Raw genomic sequence first — 16707 nt, 5'->3', positions numbered from 1 at the left:
AAAGATCGCGCCCCGTCAGCCCTGCGCCCGGCCCTCGACGAAGGCAATCAGCCGCGGCAGGCAGACCGATTTCAGGTCGTAGCCCTCGATGATCGTCTGCCGCGCCGCCGCCCTCAGGCCCGCGTCCCGCGCCGGATCGGCCAGCGCCGAAATGAGCGCCCGCGACCAGCCCGCGACGTCGAAGAACTCCACGAGCAGACCGTTCCCGCCATCGCGGATCACCTCCACGACCGGCGGCGTGCGCGAGCCCACGACCAGCGCCCCGGCGCTCATCGCCTCGAGCATCGACCATGACAACACGAAGGGATAGCTCAGATAGGCATGGACCCGCGTCACCTGCATTAGCGCGAGGAACTGCCGATAGGGCACCTGGCCGAGGAAATGCACCCGCGCGGGGTCGATTCGGGGCCCGAGCTCGTCGAGGAAACGGCGTTTCCAGCTCTGCCCCGGCCCCGGTGCGGGACCGTAGCTCTGGCCCTCACCGCCGACGATCACCACCTCCGCCTCGGGCCGCGCCTCCAGCACCGCCGGCAGCGCGCGCAGGAAGACATGGATGCCGCGATAGGGTTCGAGGTTGCGGCAGACGAAGCTCACCACCTCGTCGCCCGGCTTGAGCACCCGCCCGCCCGGCAGTTCGAGCCGCGCCGCGGGATCGGGCCGCACCCTCTCGGTGTCGATCCCGTCATGGATCACCGTGGTCTTCGCCCGGACATGGTCCGGCAGCGTCGAGGCCTGCCAGGCGGTCGACGCGAGCGCGGCATCTGCATCCTCGAGCGCCATCAGGAGATGCGCCTTCCGCGACGCCACGCCGAGCCGGGATCCGAGCCCGGTGCGCCGGAACTCGGGGTCGAAGTCGGTGTCGAGGCCGCGGCTCCGGTAGTAGAACTCGGCATAGGTCAGGTGCCGCGCCTCGGGCCAGACCTCGCGGAGATACATCGTCTCGCCCCAGCCGCCGTGGCCGAAGACCACGTCGGGCACGAAGCCGCGCGTCTCGGACAGCTGGGCGCAGGCGCGCGCCACCGTCGCACCGCGCTCGGCCGCCTCGGCATAGCTCCGGGCGATCCCCTGCACCGCAACCTCGGGCGGGGTCCGGTAGCGCATCACCGGCACCGGCGACGGGCGCTGGTTTGCCTCAGCCGTCAGCGCCAGCACTTCGTGCCCGCGCGCCGCGAGCGCCGGGGCAAGATGCAGGAACTGGCCGGGAAAGTTCTGGTGGACGAAGAGGATCTTCATGCGCTGGCGCTGGCCAGGGCATGACCAAACGCCGCCGCCATCAGCTCGCGGGTGTACTCCGTCTTCGGTGCCTCGAAGACCGCCTCGCCCGCCCCCGACTCGACGACATCGCCCGCCTTCATCACGATCACCTTGTGCGCGAGCGCCCTGACCACGCGCAGATCGTGGCTGATGAAGAGATAGGCGAGCCCGTAGCGGCGCTGAAGATCGCGCAGAAGCTCCACGATCTGCACCTGCACCGTCATGTCCAGAGCCGAGGTCGGCTCGTCCAGCACCACGACCTTAGGGCGCAGGATCATCGCCCGGGCGATGGCGATCCGCTGGCGCTGGCCGCCCGAGAACTCGTGCGGATAGCGCTCCATCATCGCCGGGTCGAGCCCGACCTCGGCCATGATCTCTGCCACCATCTCGCGCCGGTTGCGGCCCTTCTCGACGCCGTGGACGGTCAGCCCCTCGGCGATGATCTGCTCGCAGGTCATCCGCGGCGAGAGTGAACCGTAGGGGTCCTGGAACACGATCTGCATGTCGCGGCGGAGTTTCCTGAGCTCGCGCGGCCGCCAGCCGGAAATGTCCTTGCCGAGATAGACGATCGGTCCCGTGCTCTCGATCAGCCGCATGATCCCGAGCGCGAGGGTGGTCTTGCCCGACCCGCTCTCGCCGACGATGCCGAGCGTCTCGCCGGCGCGGACCGAGATCGTCGCGGCATTGACCGCCTTCACATGGCCGACCGTCCGCCGCATGAGCCCGCGCTTGATCGGGAACCAGACGCGCAGGTCCTCGGTCCGCACGATCTCCTCGGCGCCCTCGGCCACCGGGTCGGGCCGGCCCTTCGGCTCGGCCGCCAGAAGCTTCTTCGTGTAGGGATGCTGCGGATTGGCGAAGATCTCCGCCACCGGCCCCTGCTCGACGATCTCGCCGCCCTGCATCACGCAGACCCGGTCGGCGATGCGCCGCACGATGCCGAGGTCGTGGGAGATGAAGAGAAGCGACAGCCCCTCGCGCTCCTTCAGCTCCGCCAGGAGATCGAGGATCTGCGCCTGGATCGTCACGTCCAAGGCGGTCGTCGGCTCGTCGGCGATCAGCAATTCCGGCCCGTTCGCCAACGCCATCGCGATCATCACCCGCTGGCGCTGGCCGCCCGAGAGCTGGTGCGGATAGTCCTGAAGCCGGTTCGCGGCGTCGCGGATGCCGACCTTGTCGAGCAGTTCCACCACCCGCGCCCGCGCCGCCGCCCCCGAGAGCCCCTGGTGCAGCGCGATGCTCTCGCCAAGCTGCCGCTCGATCGTGTGCAGCGGGTTGAGCGACGTCATCGGCTCCTGGAAGATGAAGCTGATGTCATTGCCGCGCACATCGCGCAGCACATCCTCCGAGGCGCCGATCATCTCGCGGCCGAGATAGGTGACCGAGCCCGCGACCTCGGCATTGCCGCCGAGAAGCGCCACGGAGGACAGCGCGGTCACCGACTTGCCCGAGCCGCTTTCGCCCACCAGCGCCACGGTCTCGCCCTTGGCCACGGAAAAGCTCACGCCCTTCACCGCGTGGATGATCCGCCCATCCTGGCGGAAATCGACCGTCAGGTCGCGGAAGTCGAGCACCGTCGTCATTTGAAAGTCTTCCGGGGATCGAAGGCATCGCGCACGCCTTCGAAGATGAAGACCAGAAGCGAGAGCATGATGGCGAAGGTGAAGAAGGCCGAGAAGCCGAGCCACGGCGCCTGCAGGTTCGACTTGCCCTGCAGCGCCAGCTCCCCGAGCGAGGGCAGCGACGAGGGCAGGCCGTAGCCGAGATAATCAAGGGCCGCGAGCCCGCCGATCGCGCCGGTGACGATGAACGGCAGGAGCGTCAGCGTCGCCACCATCGCGTTCGGCAGGATGTGGCGGAACATGATCACCCGGTCCGCGACGCCGAGCGCACGGGCGGCGCGGACATATTCGAAGTTCCGCGCCCGCAGGAACTCGGCCCTGACCACGCCGACGAGGGCGGGCCAGCCGAAGAGGATCGTCACGAAGACCAGGAGCCCGAAGCTGCGCCCGAGGATCGCGAAGAGGATGATGATGACGTAAAGGCCGGGCGTCGAGCCCCAGATCTCCAGCAGCCGCTGGAAGGTAAGGTCGACCCAGCCACCGAAATAGCCCTGCACCGCACCCGCCGCGATGCCGATGAGGCTGGAGATCGTCGTCACGATCAGCGTGAAGAGGATCGAGAGCCGGAAGCCGTAGATGATCCGCGCCAGCACGTCGCGCGAGGTGTCGTCGGTGCCGAGCCAGTGGTCGGCATCGGGCGCCGAGGGCGCGGTGCCAACGTTGTTGATCGTGTTGTAGCTGTAGGGGATCGGCGGCCAAAGGATCCAGCCCTTCTCGATCGCCTCGCCTGCCACGTCTCCGTCGGCGGCATCTTCGATCACCCCCTCTGGGTCGTCGAAACACTCCTCGCGCCCGCCGGTCTTGATCAGGCAGCGCACCTCCGGCTCGCGGTAGACCGCCTCGGTCTTGAAATCGCCGCCGAAGGCCGTCTCCGGGTAGAACTTGTAGATCGGGAAGTGAAGCTGGCCTCGATAGCTCACGAGGATCGGCTTGTCGTTGGCGATGACCTCGGCCACGAGCGAGAGCAGGAAGAGGGCGAGGAAGATCCAGAGCGACCAGAGCGCCCGGCGGTTGGCCTTGAAGTTGCGCCAGCGGCGCTGGTTGAGGGGGGACAGCCGCATCAGCCGGCCCGCTTCTCGAAGTCGATCCGGGGATCGACGAGGACATAGGTGAGGTCCGACAGAAGCCCGATCAGGAGGCCGAGGAGACCGAAGACATAGAGCGTGCCGAAGACCACCGGATAATCGCGCGCCACCGCCGCCTCGTAGCCAAGCCGCCCGAGCCCGTCGAGCGAGAAGATCGTCTCGATCAGGAGCCCGCCGCCGAAGAGGACCGCGATGAAGAGGCCGGGAAAGCCCGCGATCACGATCAGCATCGCGTTGCGGAAGACATGGCCGTACAGCACGCGCCCCTCGCTCAGGCCCTTGGCCTTGGCGGTGAGCACATACTGCTTGTTGATCTCGTCGAGGAAGCTGTTCTTGGTCAGGAGCGTCAGCGTCGCGAAGCTGGAGATCGTCGAGGCCACCACCGGCAGCGTGATGTGCCAGAAGTAATCGCCGATCTTGCCGATCAGGCTCAGGCTCTCCCAGTTGTCCGAGGTGAGACCGCGCAGCGGGAAGATGCGCCAGTAGCTGCCGCCCGCGAAGAGCACGATGAGAAGCACCGCGAAAAGGAAGCCCGGAATCGCATAGGCGACGATGATCGTGCCCGAGGTCCAGGTGTCGAACTTCGACCCGTCCCGGACCGCCTTGCGGATGCCGAGCGGGATCGAGATCAGATAGGCGAGGAGCGTCGACCAGAGCCCGAGCGTGATCGAGACCGGCATCTTCTCGACCACGAGGTCGATCACGGAGATCTTGCGGAAATAGCTCTCGCCGAAGTCGAAGACGAGATAGTCGCCGATCATCTTGAAGAACCGCTCATGCGCCGGCCGGTCGAGCCCGAACTGCTGCTCCAGCTCCTTGATGAACTCCGGTGGCAGGCCGCGCGCGCCGAGATAGCGCTCGTCGCCGCCGGACTGATCCTGCAGGGCGGTGTCGCCGCCTCCGGTGATGTTCTGGAACACGTCGCCCGAGCCTTCGAGCCGGGCGATGATCTGCTCGACCGGCCCGCCGGGCACGAATTGCGTCAGCGTGAAGTTGATCAGCATGATCCCGAACAGGGTCGGGATCATCAGAAGCAATCTTCGCAGGATATAGGCGCCCATCAGACGGTCTGCTCTTTCCTCGGCCGCCTCAGTTGAGGGCGCCCGCCGCTTTCAGTTCTGCGGCCTTGTCGGCGTCATACCACCAGAAGTCCAGCTCGCCCACCTGTAAGGGCGGCAGGTTCTCGGGATGGCCGTAGATGTCGTAATAGGCCACCCAGGTCACCGGGTTGTACCAGAGCGGGATGTCGAAGCCCACAGCCCGGAGCGCCCGGTCGAGCGCATGGACCGAGGTCTTCAGCTCGTCGAGCGTCTTGGCCGCGATGACATGGCCGATCAGCCGGTCGATCGCGGGGTTCTTCAGCCGCATCAGGTTGCGCGAACTGTCGTCGGCGGTCTTCGAGGCGAACCATTGCTCGAGCCCGATCGACGGTTCGAAATCCATGTCGAAGCCCTGGTTGGCGAGGTCGAAATCGCCCTTGCGGCGGCGCTCGACATATTGCGACGTGTCGACCCGCTCAAGTTTCCCCTCGACGCCGATGAGACGCAGGTTCTCGATGAAGGGGTTGATGAAACGGTCGTAGATCGGGCTGAACTGGATGATCGTCAGGCTCAGGGGCTGACCTTGGGCATTCCTGCGCATCCCGTCGGATCCTGTGGTCCAGCCCGCCGCATCCAGAAGCGCCGCCGCCTCGCGGATGATCCTCCGCGACGGCCGGTTCGCCGCCGCGTCGTGTTCCAGCGGAGCCCGCGCCGCATCGGTCAGGATCGCGGCGTCGAGAAGCCCCTCGTCGACCAGCGGCTTGAGAAGAGCGGCCTCGCCCTCCGACGGCGTGCCGGACGCGGCCAGATCGGTGTTCGACCAGAACGAGACCGGGCGCTCGTAGAGCCCGTACTGCAGCGTCTGCTTCGACCATTCGTAGTTGAACATCATGCCGATCGCGTCGCGCACGCGGGCGTCCTGCCAGTTCGGCCGGTCGAGGTTGAAGACCCAGGATAGCCGCGTCCCGACATTGCCGTCGGGGATCTCCTCGCGCTTCACCCAGCCCTTGGTGACGGCCTGGAAATCGTAGCCCGTGGCCCAGTCCTGCGAGGAGTTCTCGTTGCGGAACGTGTAGTCGCCCGCCTTGAAGCCCTCGAAGGCGGCGTCGCTGTCGCCGAAATACTCGACCCGGATGCGGTCGAAATTGTTGCGCCCGACATTGAACGGGACGTCGCCGCCCCAGTAGTCGGGATTGCGCTTGTAGACGACCTGGCTGTTGAAGCGGAAGCTGTCGAGCACATAGGCGCCGGTCGACATGAACGGGGCCTGCGTCGCCTTGTCGAGCCGGGTTCCGGTCGTCTCGAACCAGGCCTTGGAAAAGACCGGGGTGCCGCCGGCGAAGCCGACGCGGTCGCGCAGCGAGGCGGTGTCGTTGAAATAGAAGGTGATCCGGTGCGGCGTCTCGACCTCGACCCGGTCGATGAAGCCCTCGACGATGCGGCGGTATTCGGCGATGCCCTGTTCGAGGAACAGGTTGAAGCTGAAGGCGACGTCCTCGGCCGTCATCGGCGCGCCGTCCGAGAAGGTCACGTCGTCACGCAGGTTGAAGGTGACGAACGAGAGGTCCTCGGGGTATTCGAGCGTGGTGCAGAGGAAGCAGTAGGCGGCATAGGGATCGTCGGCGGTCGTGGTCAGGATCGCCTCGCTGCCGATCGTGTTGAGCGCGGCCGGCACGCCGTCGCGGGCATACTGGTTGAAGCTGTCGAAACTGCCCTGCGACCAGATCGAGATCTCGCCGCCCTTGGGCGCGTCCGGGTTGACGTAGTCGAGATGGGCGAAATCGGCCGGGTATTTCAGCTCGCCGAAGTTGGAATAACCGTGCGAGATGGTGACGGCGCCCTGCGCGCCCGCGGCGCCGGGCAGCGCCAGACAGAGAAGCGCCGCGACGCCCGGAGCGGCCAGCGCCAGCCTGCGCCTCTGCGCCCAGGATCCGAGTCCGGCCTCGTGTCCGGGTCCCTGCCGATTCATCGCTACCTCCTTCGCGCGCCGTCCGCGGCACCCGTTTCTTCTGCCTAGGCAAGCTAGAACGTCGCGGGGCGCGGCATCAAGTTGCGAATTTGTGATATTGCCTGCGGACATGAAAAGGGCCGCCCCTCGGGGCGGCCTGCATTCTTGCCGCAGCGTGTGCGGATCAGCCGCCGAGCGACTGCAGATAGGCGATCAGGTTGGCGCGGTCCTCGGGCTTCTTGAGGCCGGCGAAGGACATCTTGGTGCCGGCGACATTGCCCTTCGGATCCTCGAGGAAGGCCGAGAGCGTCTCGGGATCCCAGGTGCCGCCATGACCGGCCATCGCGTCCGAGTAGCCGAAGCCCGCGACAGCGCCCACCGCGCGGTTCACCACGCCGTCGAGATGCGGACCGGTGCCGTTCGAGCCGTCTAGCTTGTGGCAGGCCTTGCACTTGCCGAAGACCTTCTCGCCAGCCGCGGCGTCGGCCGAAGCCAGCAGCGTCGCGAAGTCCGGGCCTTCCTCGGCCGCGGCTTCCCCGCCGCCCGCCTCGGCGCCGGTGTCGATCGTGTAGGCCTGCGCGACCTCCTCGCCGCCATGCGCGGCCGGGGCGGTATGGTAGAGCGACTCGGCCGCCCACTTGCCCAGAAGGAAGATCAGGAAAGCCCCGCACAGCGCGCCGCCGGCCTTCGTTACAGTCATCGTGTCGAACATGTCGCGCCTCTACCCTGGCATTCCGTCGCGGCGTATCTACCCGCTTCCCCTGCCCGGTTTCAAGGTATAGTTAGCGCCGCGAAGCGCCCGGAGCCGGGCTGTCGCCAAGGAGCCACCCCCATGACCGGTCGGATCGCCTTCCAGGGAGAGCCCGGAGCCTATTCGCATCAGGCCTGCCACCAGGCTTATCCGGACCTCGAGGCGTTGCCCTGCGCCACCTTCGAGGACACGATCGAGACGGTGCGCAGCGGCCGCGCCGAGCTCGCGATGCTGCCGGTCGAGAACTCGACCTACGGGCGCGTGGCCGACATCCACCACCTCCTGCCCGAATCCGGCCTCCACATCGTCGCCGAGACCTTCGTGCGCGTGCACATCAACCTCCTCGCCGTGCCCGGCACCCGGCTCGAGGAGATCGAGGGCACGATGAGCCACACCGTGCTCCTCGGCCAGTGCCGCAACTTCCTCACCAAGCACGGGCTGAAGCCGGTGACCGGCGCCGACACCGCCGGATCGGCGCGCCACGTCGCCGAGCTCGGCGATCCGAAGCTCGCCGCGCTCGCCTCCGAGCTTGCCGGCGAGATCTACGGGCTCGACCTCATCGCCCGCCATATCGAGGACCGGGCGCACAACACCACCCGCTTCCTCGTCATGGCGCGCGAGCCGAACCTCGCCCGGCGCGGCGACGGCAAGATGATGACCACCTTCGTGTTCCGCGTCCGCAACATCCCGGCCGCGCTCTACAAGGCGATGGGCGGCTTCGCGACCAACGGCGTCAACATGACCAAGCTCGAAAGCTACATGGTCGACGGCTCGTTCTCCGCGACCCAGTTCTACGCCGATATCGAAGGCCACCCGGACGACACCAACGTCCGCCTCGCGCTCGAGGAGCTCGACTACTTCACCTCGTCGATGTCGCTTCTCGGCGTCTACCCGGCCGACCCGTCGCGTCCCTGAGCCAGGTCCCTCGACGCGGCCGGGTGCGTGGTCCTGCTCCAGTTCCCCGGCATGGCGTTTCACCCGGAGGACACCCATGTCTGCCACGCGCGAGGAACTCGCCCCGTTCACTTCGAAGTCGCTTCCCGGCGTCTGCCCGGCCGACCCGTCGCGTCCCTGAGCCGGATCACCCGACGCGGCCGGGGCATGGCGCTGGTCCAGTTCCCCGGCTTGGCGTTTCACCCGGAGGACACCCATGTCCGCCACGCGCGAGGAGCTCGCCCCGTTCACTTCGAAGTCGCTTCCCGGCGTCGCCCGGCCGACCCGTCGCGTCCCTGCGCCGGATCACCCGACGCGGCCAGGGCATGGCGCTGGTCCAGTTCCCCGGCTTGGCGTCTCACCCGGAGGACACCAACGTCCGCCTCGCGCTCGCGGAGCTCGCCCCCCTCTCGTCGAAGTCGCTCCTCAGCGTCTGCCCGGTCGACCCGTCGCGTCCCTGCGCCGGGTCCCTCGACGCGGCCGGGTGCTTGGTGCTGCTCCAGTTCCCCGGCTTCGCGTTTCACCCGAAGGACACCCATGTCCGCCACGCGCGAGGAACTCGCCCCCTCTCGTCGAAGTCGCTTCTCGGCGTCTACCCGGCCAACCCGTCGCGTCCCTGAGTCCGATCACTCGACGCGGCCGGGGGCGTGGCGCTGCTCCAGTTCCCCGGCATAGCGTTTCACCCGGCCCTCGAACTCGCGCATGTAGCTCGCGCGTTTCAGCTTCAGCGTCTGCAGCATCAGCCGCGCGGTCATCGAGCGCGGCCTGATCTCGAGATCGAGGCCCAGCCGTGTCCGCGCCCGCGCCAGCGCCACGAGGCCGACGTTGAGCGTCATCTCGAAGCCGCCGCTTTCCGCGGCCACCAGCATCGCGTTCGGCGGTTCGAATCGCTGCACGTCGCAGACGAGGCGGCGCATCCGCCCGCGCAACGGGAACCGCAGGCTCCAGGTGGTGCCGAGGATGCCTTCCTCGGGCCGGTCGACCCGCGACACCTCCGCCCCGCGCCGCAACGCGGCACGCTCGAACGCGGCGAAGTCCGACACCGCGTCGAAGACCAGATCAGCCGGGGCCGCAATGTCCTGCACCGTGGAAAACTTCACGCGCTCATCTCCCTCATCCGCATGCCCGGTCTAATGGCGTCAATCCAGCCGGTCCGCAACCCAATGGGTCAGCAGGAACCCCGCGATCGCCCCCCGCCGCGGCCGGCGGATCGTCGGATGGTCCCCGGCCAGCACCCGCGCCGCCTCCTCGCGGCCGATCCAGACCGCCGCCTCCAGCTCGACCGGGTCGAGCGTGATCGCCTCGCTCTCGGCCTCGGCGAGGCAGCCGATCATCAGTGACGAGGGATAGGGCCAGGGCTGGCTCGCGAGATAGCTTACCCGCCCGATCCGCACCCCGGTCTCCTCGGCGACCTCGCGGCGCACCGCGGCCTCGATCGTCTCGCCCGGCTCCATGAAGCCCGCGAGACACGAATACATGCCCTCGGGCCAGCCCGGCGAGCGGCCGAGCAGTGTCCGCTCGCCGCACGTGACGAGCATGATCACCACCGGATCGGTGCGCGGGAAATGCCGTGTCCCGCAGTCCGGGCAGCGGCGCTGCCAGCCCGCCTCGATCACCGCGCTCGGGCGGCCGCAGGCCGAACAGAACCGGTGGCTCCGGTGCCAGCCGAGAAGCGCCTTCGCGGTCGCCACAAGCTCCGCGTCCCCGGCCGCAAGCTCCGCCATGAGCCCGCGCAGCTCGGCGAAGCGGTGATCGCCCGGCAGGGCCGGATGACGCTGCTCGGTCGGATCGAAGAAGACCCCCTCCGCCAGTGCCTCGCCCGCAGGGGGCTCCCAGCCCGAGACATCGACCGCGAACCGCGCCGCACCACCCTCGAGCCCGAGCAGCACCGGCGCCTCCGCGGCCTCGGCGAGCACCGCATGGCCGGGCGGCAACCAGCCCGCGGCATTCCCCGCGAACAGCGGCTTGCCGCGCCAGACCGGCAGGATTCGCGTCTCCCCGGCGCAGAGGTGCGCCGCGACCGCCTCCGGATCGCCGCGCAGCCCGGCCGCCCGGTCGAGCCCCGCGCCTCCGAATGTCACCGTCTCCGCCAGCCGCATCGCCCGCTCCGCACCGTCGCCGCCCAGATGTGGCACGGCACATCACCGGTTGCAAACCCGCCATCTGACGCCTCCGGCAAACTCAACCCTTACGATACTAACGATGATGAATTACGCGCAAATGGTATGGAAACCGTTTACGCCAGCGATTAGTGTCGGCCCCATGTCATGATACCCTGCGACAGTGACCATCCGCGCGCAGGGAGGCGACCATGACAAGTGTACCGCTCAACCCATTGACCCGGAGGGATTTTCTCTCCGGAACCGCCGCCGGAGCCTCCTTGATCGCACTGCATCCCTATTCCGCCTTCGCCGCCGCCGGACAGGCGCATCTGAGGATCATGGAGACCACGGACCTCCACGTCCACGTCTTCCCCTACGACTATTACTCCGACAAGCCGGTCGACACCGTGGGCCTCGCCCGCACCGCCGCGATCATCGAGGCGATCCGCGCCGAGGCCACCAACGCGATGCTCGTCGACAACGGCGACTTCTTGCAGGGCAACCCGATGGGCGACTACATCGCCTACGAGCGCGGCATGAAGGAGGGCGACCTTCACCCGATCATCGCCGCGATGAACACGCTCGGCTTCGACGCCTCGACGCTCGGCAACCACGAGTTCAACTACGGGCTCGACTTCCTCATGAAATCGGTCGCCGGCGCCAATTTTCCGATCGTCTCGGCCAATGTGGCGACAAGGCTCGGCGCCTCCCCACGCGCGGACGAGACGCTCCTGAAACCCTATGTCATCCTCGACCGCGAGGTGACGGATGGCGCCGGCCAGGCCCATCCGATCCGGGTCGGCCTCATCGGCTTCGTACCGCCGCAGATCATGACCTGGGACCGCCGCCACCTCGAAGGCAAGGCGCAGGCCCGCGACATCGTCGAGACGGCGCGGGCCTGGGTGCCGCAGATGCGCGAGGAGAGCTGCGACATCATCGTGGCGCTTTCCCATTCCGGCATCGCAGACGCAGACCATGCCGACGGGATGGAGAACGCCTCGGTGCCCCTGGCCCGCGTCGAGGGGATCGACGCCGTGATGACCGGCCACAGCCACCTTGTCTTCCCCTCGCCGACCTTCGACGGCTATGCCGAGGTCGATGCCGCGACCGGCACGATCTCCGGCAAGCCCGCGGTGATGGCCGGGTTCTGGGGCTCCCACATGGGACTCATCGACCTCCTCCTCGAACGCGACAGCAACGCATGGCGGGTGATCAGCTTCACGACCGAGGCCCGGCCGATCTCGCAACGGAACGAGGACCGCTCGGTGACGCCCCTCGTCGAGAGCGTGCCGACAGTGCTCGACGCGGTCCGGAAGGAGCACGACGAAACGCTCGGCTACATCCGCCGCGCGGTCGGCAAGACCTCGGCGCCGCTGCACAGCTACTTCGCGCTCGTCGCCGACGACCCGTCGGTCCAGATCGTCTCGATCGCCCAGAAATGGTACATCGCCGAGATGATGAAGGGCACCGATTACGAGGCCCTGCCGATCCTCTCGGCGTCCGCGCCCTTCAAGGCCGGGGGCCGGGGCGGGCCGGACTATTACACCGACGTGCCGCCGGGCGACGTCGCGATCAAGAATGTCGCCGACCTCTATCTCTACCCCAACACGATCCGCGCGGTGAAGGTGACCGGGGCCGAGTTGAAGGACTGGCTCGAACGCTCCGCCGGCATCTTCAACCAGGTCACGCCGGGCGAAGCCGACCAGCCGCTCATCAATCCCGACTTCCCCTCCTACAACTTCGACGTCATCGACGGCGTGACCTACGAGATCGACCTCTCGCAGCCTTCGAAATACGGACCCAAGGGCGAGGATCTGAACCCCGGCGCGAGCCGTATCGGCAGCCTGATGCACGAGGGCCAGCCCGTCGACCCCGCGGCCGAGTTCGTGATCGCGACGAACAACTACCGCGCCTCCGGTGGCGGCGCGTTCCCCGGCGCCAAGGGCGACACCATCATCTTCGAAGGGCCCGACACCAACCGCGACATCATTGTGCGCTACATCATCGAACAGGGCACGATCAACCCGGCTGCCGATTCCAACTGGAAATTCAAGGCCTTGCCGGGGACGAGCGTCGTGTTCGACACCGGCCCGCGGGCCGCCGGCCACCTCGACGGCCTGACATCGCTGGCGATCGAACCGGCCGGCGACGGGCCGGACGGCTTCGCCCGGTTCCGCATCGCGCTCTGACGGCCGGGCCTCGACGACGGCCGCCCGGCAGGGCATAAGCGGCGGGCAATCAGGAGGTCCCGCCGTGCGTCTGATCCTTTGGCTTCCGGTTCTCGCCGGCATCGCCGCCGGCGCGGCCTGGCTCACCCGGCCCGGTTCGGACGCGTTCGACGCGCATCTGCGCGCCGCGATCGAACGCCGCATCGCGACAACCGACGTCGGCACCGGGGACGACCCGGTCGCGACCATCGCGCTCGTCGGCTGCAAGCTCCGCCCCTCGGACTGCTTCACCCTCCTGCGCCAGAGCCTCGACGTCACCATCGAGGACCGCGTGCTCTACACCCGCTTCCACGTCAAGGGGCTGAACCACGCGGCCACCTGCACCGGCGCCTTCACCCGGATCTGGTGCCGCGAGGACCCGCTCGGAAGCTGAGCCGGCACCCCGGCCCGTCAGGGCAGGAAGACCTCGCGGACATACATCGGGATCACCATCGCCGCGACGACTTTCTCGCTGCCGTCGAAGAGCCCGGCCAGCCCCTCCACGCTCGACCCGAGCGACATGTCCCCGTCGAGCGCCTTGCCCAAGGGCTCGCTCATGGCGAGATCGACGAGTTGGTCGAAGCGGTAGATGCGGTGGAAGTCGGGATTGGTGTTGGAATAGGGCAAGGCCTCGCTCGCCGACCAGGACGGCGTGCCGGACTGGTAGCGCAGCGTGAAGGTCAACTCGCCGCCGCTCTCGGGCGCGAGCGTCCATTCCTCGGCCCATTTCGGCGCCGCGGTGCCCGCGCTTTCAAGCGTCGCCGACCGCCGGATCTCCGCCGCCTCGCCATTGCCATAGGGGTCATAGCGCTCAGCCGTGGCATAGGTCCGCTCCTCCTCCGATCCCTCCCCTTTCGCGAGGCAGACAAGCGCCGTCGTGCGAAAGCTCGCCGGATCGGAGGGATTGCCCTCGGCGTCGCGGGCAAGGTAGCGGTCGACGAGGACCAGAAGCATGTTGGCACCGTCGAGCGCCCCGCCCGGAAACGGCACCGACTGCCAGCCCACGGACAGCATCGCCTGCACCGCCGCCTCGTCGGCCTGAAACGCGATAAGGATGCGAGCGTCATTGGTGGAACCGGCGAAGCTCTCGGCATTCGCGGACCGGCCGGATCCGAGGGCGGCCATCGCCACCGAGGCGGCAATGAGCAGCGCGCGGGTCAGTGATGTCTCTCTCGCTCCCGCTTCCGGACGCGCGTGGCGCCGTCGGTGGCGAAACCCGCGCGTCGACTCTTCTGAGTGAGCATACAGCATCGCACCGGACCGCCCCGGTCTTCCGCGCGACCCGCCCGCGCGGCGGCGCTACCGCGCCGCCCAGAGCCGCTGCGCCTCGGTCTCGACCGCGCAGGGCCGGACCACGCGGAGCCGCGCCAGCGCCGCCTCTGGCGCCTCGCCCGCCTCGACCATGAGCCGCAGCACCGCCATGCCCGAGCGGCCGCAGCCGCCCAAGCAATGCGCCAGCACCCCCCGCCCCGCCGCAAGCTCCGCCCGCGCCGCCTGCGACGCGGCCCCCCAGCCCTCGCGCAGCGCCGCGCTGTCGGCGCCGAAATCCGCGACCGGCAGGTGGTGCCAGCCGATCCCCCGCGCCGCGAGATCGCCCGAGAGCCCGAGCGCCCCCATCGCCGCAAGCTCTGGCCCCGTCGCCATCGTCAGGACGAGCGAAGGTCCCCAGCCGAGAATCGCCGCGAGATCGCCGGCATAATCTCCGCCCCGCCCCGGCATCGGGCAGAGCGCGAGCCGCCCGCCGCCCGCCGCCAGTTCCGAAATGGTGAACCCTGTCATATGGATCCGATGCCACGCCGCCGGCCCGCGATCAAGTTGGGCGTTGCGCGACCGCGCCAAAGCATGTGAGCATCGCCGCGAAGAACCGGCCCGCGCTCGCCTCGGCCGCTGGTCACCCGTTGCCCGATGGGCCGGGCGATCCAACGGTCCGAAACCTCCGGGCCGGGATCATGTTGTGCATGGAGACTGGGTGATGGCCGAGCAGAAATCTCCGATACCGGGGCGCCGCGTGTCCGGACGTACGGCGCTGCCGCTCAGCCGCCTCGCGATCGCCTGCACGGCGCTGTGGCTCGCCTCCTGCGGGAAGCCGCCCGAACTCATCGGCATCGACAACCCCGAGGTCCCCGTCGCCTCCGTGGCCGCGGCCCACCAGCACAAGATCTTCATCGCGACGACGCGCGCGGCTTCCGAGGTCGTCGGCGCGCTATACTCGGGCGAGCGCGCCCCGGAGCTGGGCCTCGCCTCTGTCGATGTGTCGGTTCCCCCGACCCATGTCACCGGCGAGTTGGAGCGCCCGGAAAAGCTCCCGCCCGATCCGCGCACGGAATTCGCGATCGTCGAGCCGTCGGTCTACGCCAGCGACCGCGCCTTCATCGCCGCCATCGAGGCGGAACTGCGCAAGCGCCCGCCCGGCGACAGAGACATCCTCCTCTTCGTTCACGGCTTCAACAACACGGCGAGCGACGCGCTTCTGCGGGTCGGCCAGTTCGTCGAGGACACCGGTTTCACCGGCGTGCCGGTGCTCTTCACCTGGGCCTCGGCGGGCAAGGCGACGCGCTATGTCTACGACCTGAACAGCGCCCTCGTGGCGCGCCCCAAGCTTATCGAAACGGCCGATATTCTCGGACGAACCCATGCCGAGGGCTTCGACCTCTTCGCCCATTCCATGGGCACCTTCCTGACCATGGAGGCGATCGTCGACCGGGCCCAGAAAGGCCAGTTCAACCGCACCGGCCGCCTGCAATACGTCATCCTCGCCTCGCCCGACATCGACCTCGATCTCTTCCGGACCCAGATGCGGCAACTCGGCCCCGATCCGGGCAACTTCTTCGTCCTGCTGTCCAAGGACGACGTGGCCCTCAAGGCCTCGCGCCGGCTGGCCGGCGGCGTTCCGCGTGTCGGCGCCGCCGATGCCGAGGCGCTGTCCGAGCTCGGCGTGACGGCCATCGACCTCTCGGCGATCGAGGATTCCGCATCCGGCAGCCATTCCAAGTACGCCGGCTCGCCGGAGGTGGTTCAGCTGATCGGCCAGGGGCTGAACAACAATCCGCGATACGGACATGCTCCCCAGACGCGGCTGGGCGAGATCCTGGGGCAGACGCCGATCCGCATCGTCTTCGAATGACCCCAGGGGCGCGGTTCGGCTCCCGCTCCTTCGCCGCGCGGCCCTCTGCCCCTACGGAGAGCCGTCACCAGAAATCCTTGTGGTCCTTCACGATCTCGTCTTCGAGGTCAGGGAACGGGCCACGCACCGCCACGTGGCGACGTCCGGCGGCGAACACCTGATGGCAGCTCAGATCGAGGGTCAGGTTCTCCGGATTGTCCCCGGTCAGTTCGGCCAGCCGCTTTTCGCTGAGCCCATAGACCACGGTGCCGATGCCGGCCCAGTAACAGGCCCCGGCACACATGCAGCACGGCTCGACCGAGGTCACCAGCGTGCAGCGCTCGAGGAATGCCGGGTCGTATTGCTGCGCGGCCGCGCGGGCCACGTTCGCCTCGGCATGCCCGACGCCGCGATCCTGCGCATAGGTGTTCCCCGACGACAGGAGCACGTCGCCCTCTGGCCCGACCAGGAGCGCCCCGAACGGATGATTGCCGCTCGCACGGCTCTCGGCGGCGACCTTCACGGCGTGACGCAGATGATCGGTATCGCTCTTCATCGCGGCCTCCCCGGGGTGCCCCTTCGCAACCGTGCGGCTGTTGGCGTTGTGCCGCTCTCCATATTCTTGCAGCGATCGCGGGCCGTCCAGCCGCAAACCGGCTTCC

16 protein-coding genes are annotated in these 16707 nt (G+C 68.2%); 5 read left to right on the top strand and 11 right to left on the bottom strand.

Annotation, left to right across the window (positions count from 1 at the left end; genetic code table 11):
• Positions 1-15: 15 nt before the first annotated feature.
• The 6 genes from OM960_RS17655 to OM960_RS17630 form a co-directional block, all read right to left on the bottom strand.
• Positions 16-1233, bottom strand: coding sequence for a glycosyltransferase (locus OM960_RS17655; RefSeq protein ID WP_264772884.1), 1218 nt, complete (start codon positions 1231-1233; stop codon positions 16-18).
• Positions 1230-2837, bottom strand: a complete 1608-nt coding sequence (locus OM960_RS17650) for an ABC transporter ATP-binding protein (RefSeq protein WP_264772883.1) — start codon at positions 2835-2837, stop codon at positions 1230-1232. The genes OM960_RS17655 and OM960_RS17650 overlap by 4 nt, the downstream gene beginning before the upstream one ends.
• Positions 2834-3937 (bottom strand): ABC transporter permease, encoded by a 1104-nt coding sequence (locus tag OM960_RS17645; protein WP_263339920.1) that lies wholly within the window; start codon positions 3935-3937, stop codon positions 2834-2836. The genes OM960_RS17650 and OM960_RS17645 overlap by 4 nt, the downstream gene beginning before the upstream one ends.
• Entirely contained in the window at positions 3937-5022 is a 1086-nt protein-coding gene (locus OM960_RS17640) for a microcin C ABC transporter permease YejB (protein WP_263339918.1), read from the bottom strand. The genes OM960_RS17645 and OM960_RS17640 overlap by 1 nt, the downstream gene beginning before the upstream one ends.
• Positions 5023-5050: 28 nt before the next feature.
• Positions 5051-6970, bottom strand: coding sequence for an extracellular solute-binding protein (locus tag OM960_RS17635; RefSeq protein WP_264772882.1), 1920 nt, complete (start codon positions 6968-6970; stop codon positions 5051-5053).
• 163 nt (positions 6971-7133) lie between these two features.
• Entirely contained in the window at positions 7134-7661 is a 528-nt protein-coding gene (locus tag OM960_RS17630; protein ID WP_264772881.1) for a c-type cytochrome, read from the bottom strand.
• Between the two features lie 120 nt (positions 7662-7781).
• Here OM960_RS17630 and OM960_RS17625 point away from each other — a divergent pair, with 120 nt between their 5' ends.
• Together OM960_RS17625 and OM960_RS17620 are read left to right on the top strand one after the other, a co-directional pair.
• Positions 7782-8615 (top strand): prephenate dehydratase, encoded by an 834-nt coding sequence (locus OM960_RS17625; protein WP_263339912.1) that lies wholly within the window; start codon positions 7782-7784, stop codon positions 8613-8615.
• Positions 8616-8959: 344 nt separating this feature from the next.
• Positions 8960-9253, top strand: coding sequence for a hypothetical protein (locus OM960_RS17620; RefSeq protein ID WP_264772880.1), 294 nt, complete (start codon positions 8960-8962; stop codon positions 9251-9253).
• 6 nt (positions 9254-9259) lie between these two features.
• On the opposite strand, the gene OM960_RS17615 is transcribed toward OM960_RS17620, so the two are convergent.
• Complete coding sequence (locus tag OM960_RS17615) at positions 9260-9733, bottom strand: SRPBCC family protein (RefSeq protein ID WP_263339910.1); 474 nt, start codon at positions 9731-9733, stop codon at positions 9260-9262.
• A gap of 39 nt (positions 9734-9772) precedes the next feature.
• Complete coding sequence (gene nudC, locus OM960_RS17610; protein ID WP_264772897.1) at positions 9773-10732, bottom strand: NAD(+) diphosphatase; 960 nt, start codon at positions 10730-10732, stop codon at positions 9773-9775.
• Positions 10733-10944: 212 nt separating this feature from the next.
• On the opposite strand from nudC, the gene OM960_RS17605 reads away from it, so the two are divergent.
• Together OM960_RS17605 and OM960_RS17600 are read left to right on the top strand one after the other, a co-directional pair.
• The gene (locus OM960_RS17605) at positions 10945-12924 is read left to right on the top strand and encodes a bifunctional 2',3'-cyclic-nucleotide 2'-phosphodiesterase/3'-nucleotidase (protein WP_264772879.1); all 1980 of its coding nucleotides are present in this window, start codon (positions 10945-10947) and stop codon (positions 12922-12924) included.
• Between the two features lie 64 nt (positions 12925-12988).
• Complete coding sequence (locus OM960_RS17600) at positions 12989-13336, top strand: hypothetical protein (protein WP_264772878.1); 348 nt, start codon at positions 12989-12991, stop codon at positions 13334-13336.
• A gap of 17 nt (positions 13337-13353) precedes the next feature.
• Here the strand turns inward: OM960_RS17600 and OM960_RS17595 are convergent, their stop codons facing one another.
• Together OM960_RS17595 and OM960_RS17590 are read right to left on the bottom strand one after the other, a co-directional pair.
• Positions 13354-14067 (bottom strand): hypothetical protein, encoded by a 714-nt coding sequence (locus tag OM960_RS17595; protein WP_264772877.1) that lies wholly within the window; start codon positions 14065-14067, stop codon positions 13354-13356.
• A gap of 174 nt (positions 14068-14241) precedes the next feature.
• Positions 14242-14721, bottom strand: a complete 480-nt coding sequence (locus OM960_RS17590) for a protein-tyrosine phosphatase family protein (RefSeq protein WP_264772876.1) — start codon at positions 14719-14721, stop codon at positions 14242-14244.
• 229 nt (positions 14722-14950) lie between these two features.
• Between OM960_RS17590 and OM960_RS17585 the strand changes: the two genes are divergently transcribed.
• On the top strand, positions 14951-16066 hold the full coding sequence (locus OM960_RS17585) for an alpha/beta hydrolase (RefSeq protein WP_263339899.1): 1116 nt from the start codon (positions 14951-14953) through the stop codon (positions 16064-16066).
• A gap of 64 nt (positions 16067-16130) precedes the next feature.
• Here OM960_RS17585 and OM960_RS17580 read toward each other — a convergent pair whose 3' ends face one another.
• A complete protein-coding gene (locus OM960_RS17580) occupies positions 16131-16601 on the bottom strand; it encodes a nucleoside deaminase (RefSeq protein ID WP_264772875.1) in 471 nt (156 codons plus the stop codon).
• Between the last annotated feature and the right edge of the window lie 106 nt (positions 16602-16707).

Source organism: Defluviimonas salinarum (assembly GCF_026013545.1).
Classification (GTDB): domain Bacteria; phylum Pseudomonadota; class Alphaproteobacteria; order Rhodobacterales; family Rhodobacteraceae; genus Albidovulum; species Albidovulum salinarum.
This window is presented reverse-complemented; position numbering and strand designations above follow the sequence as displayed.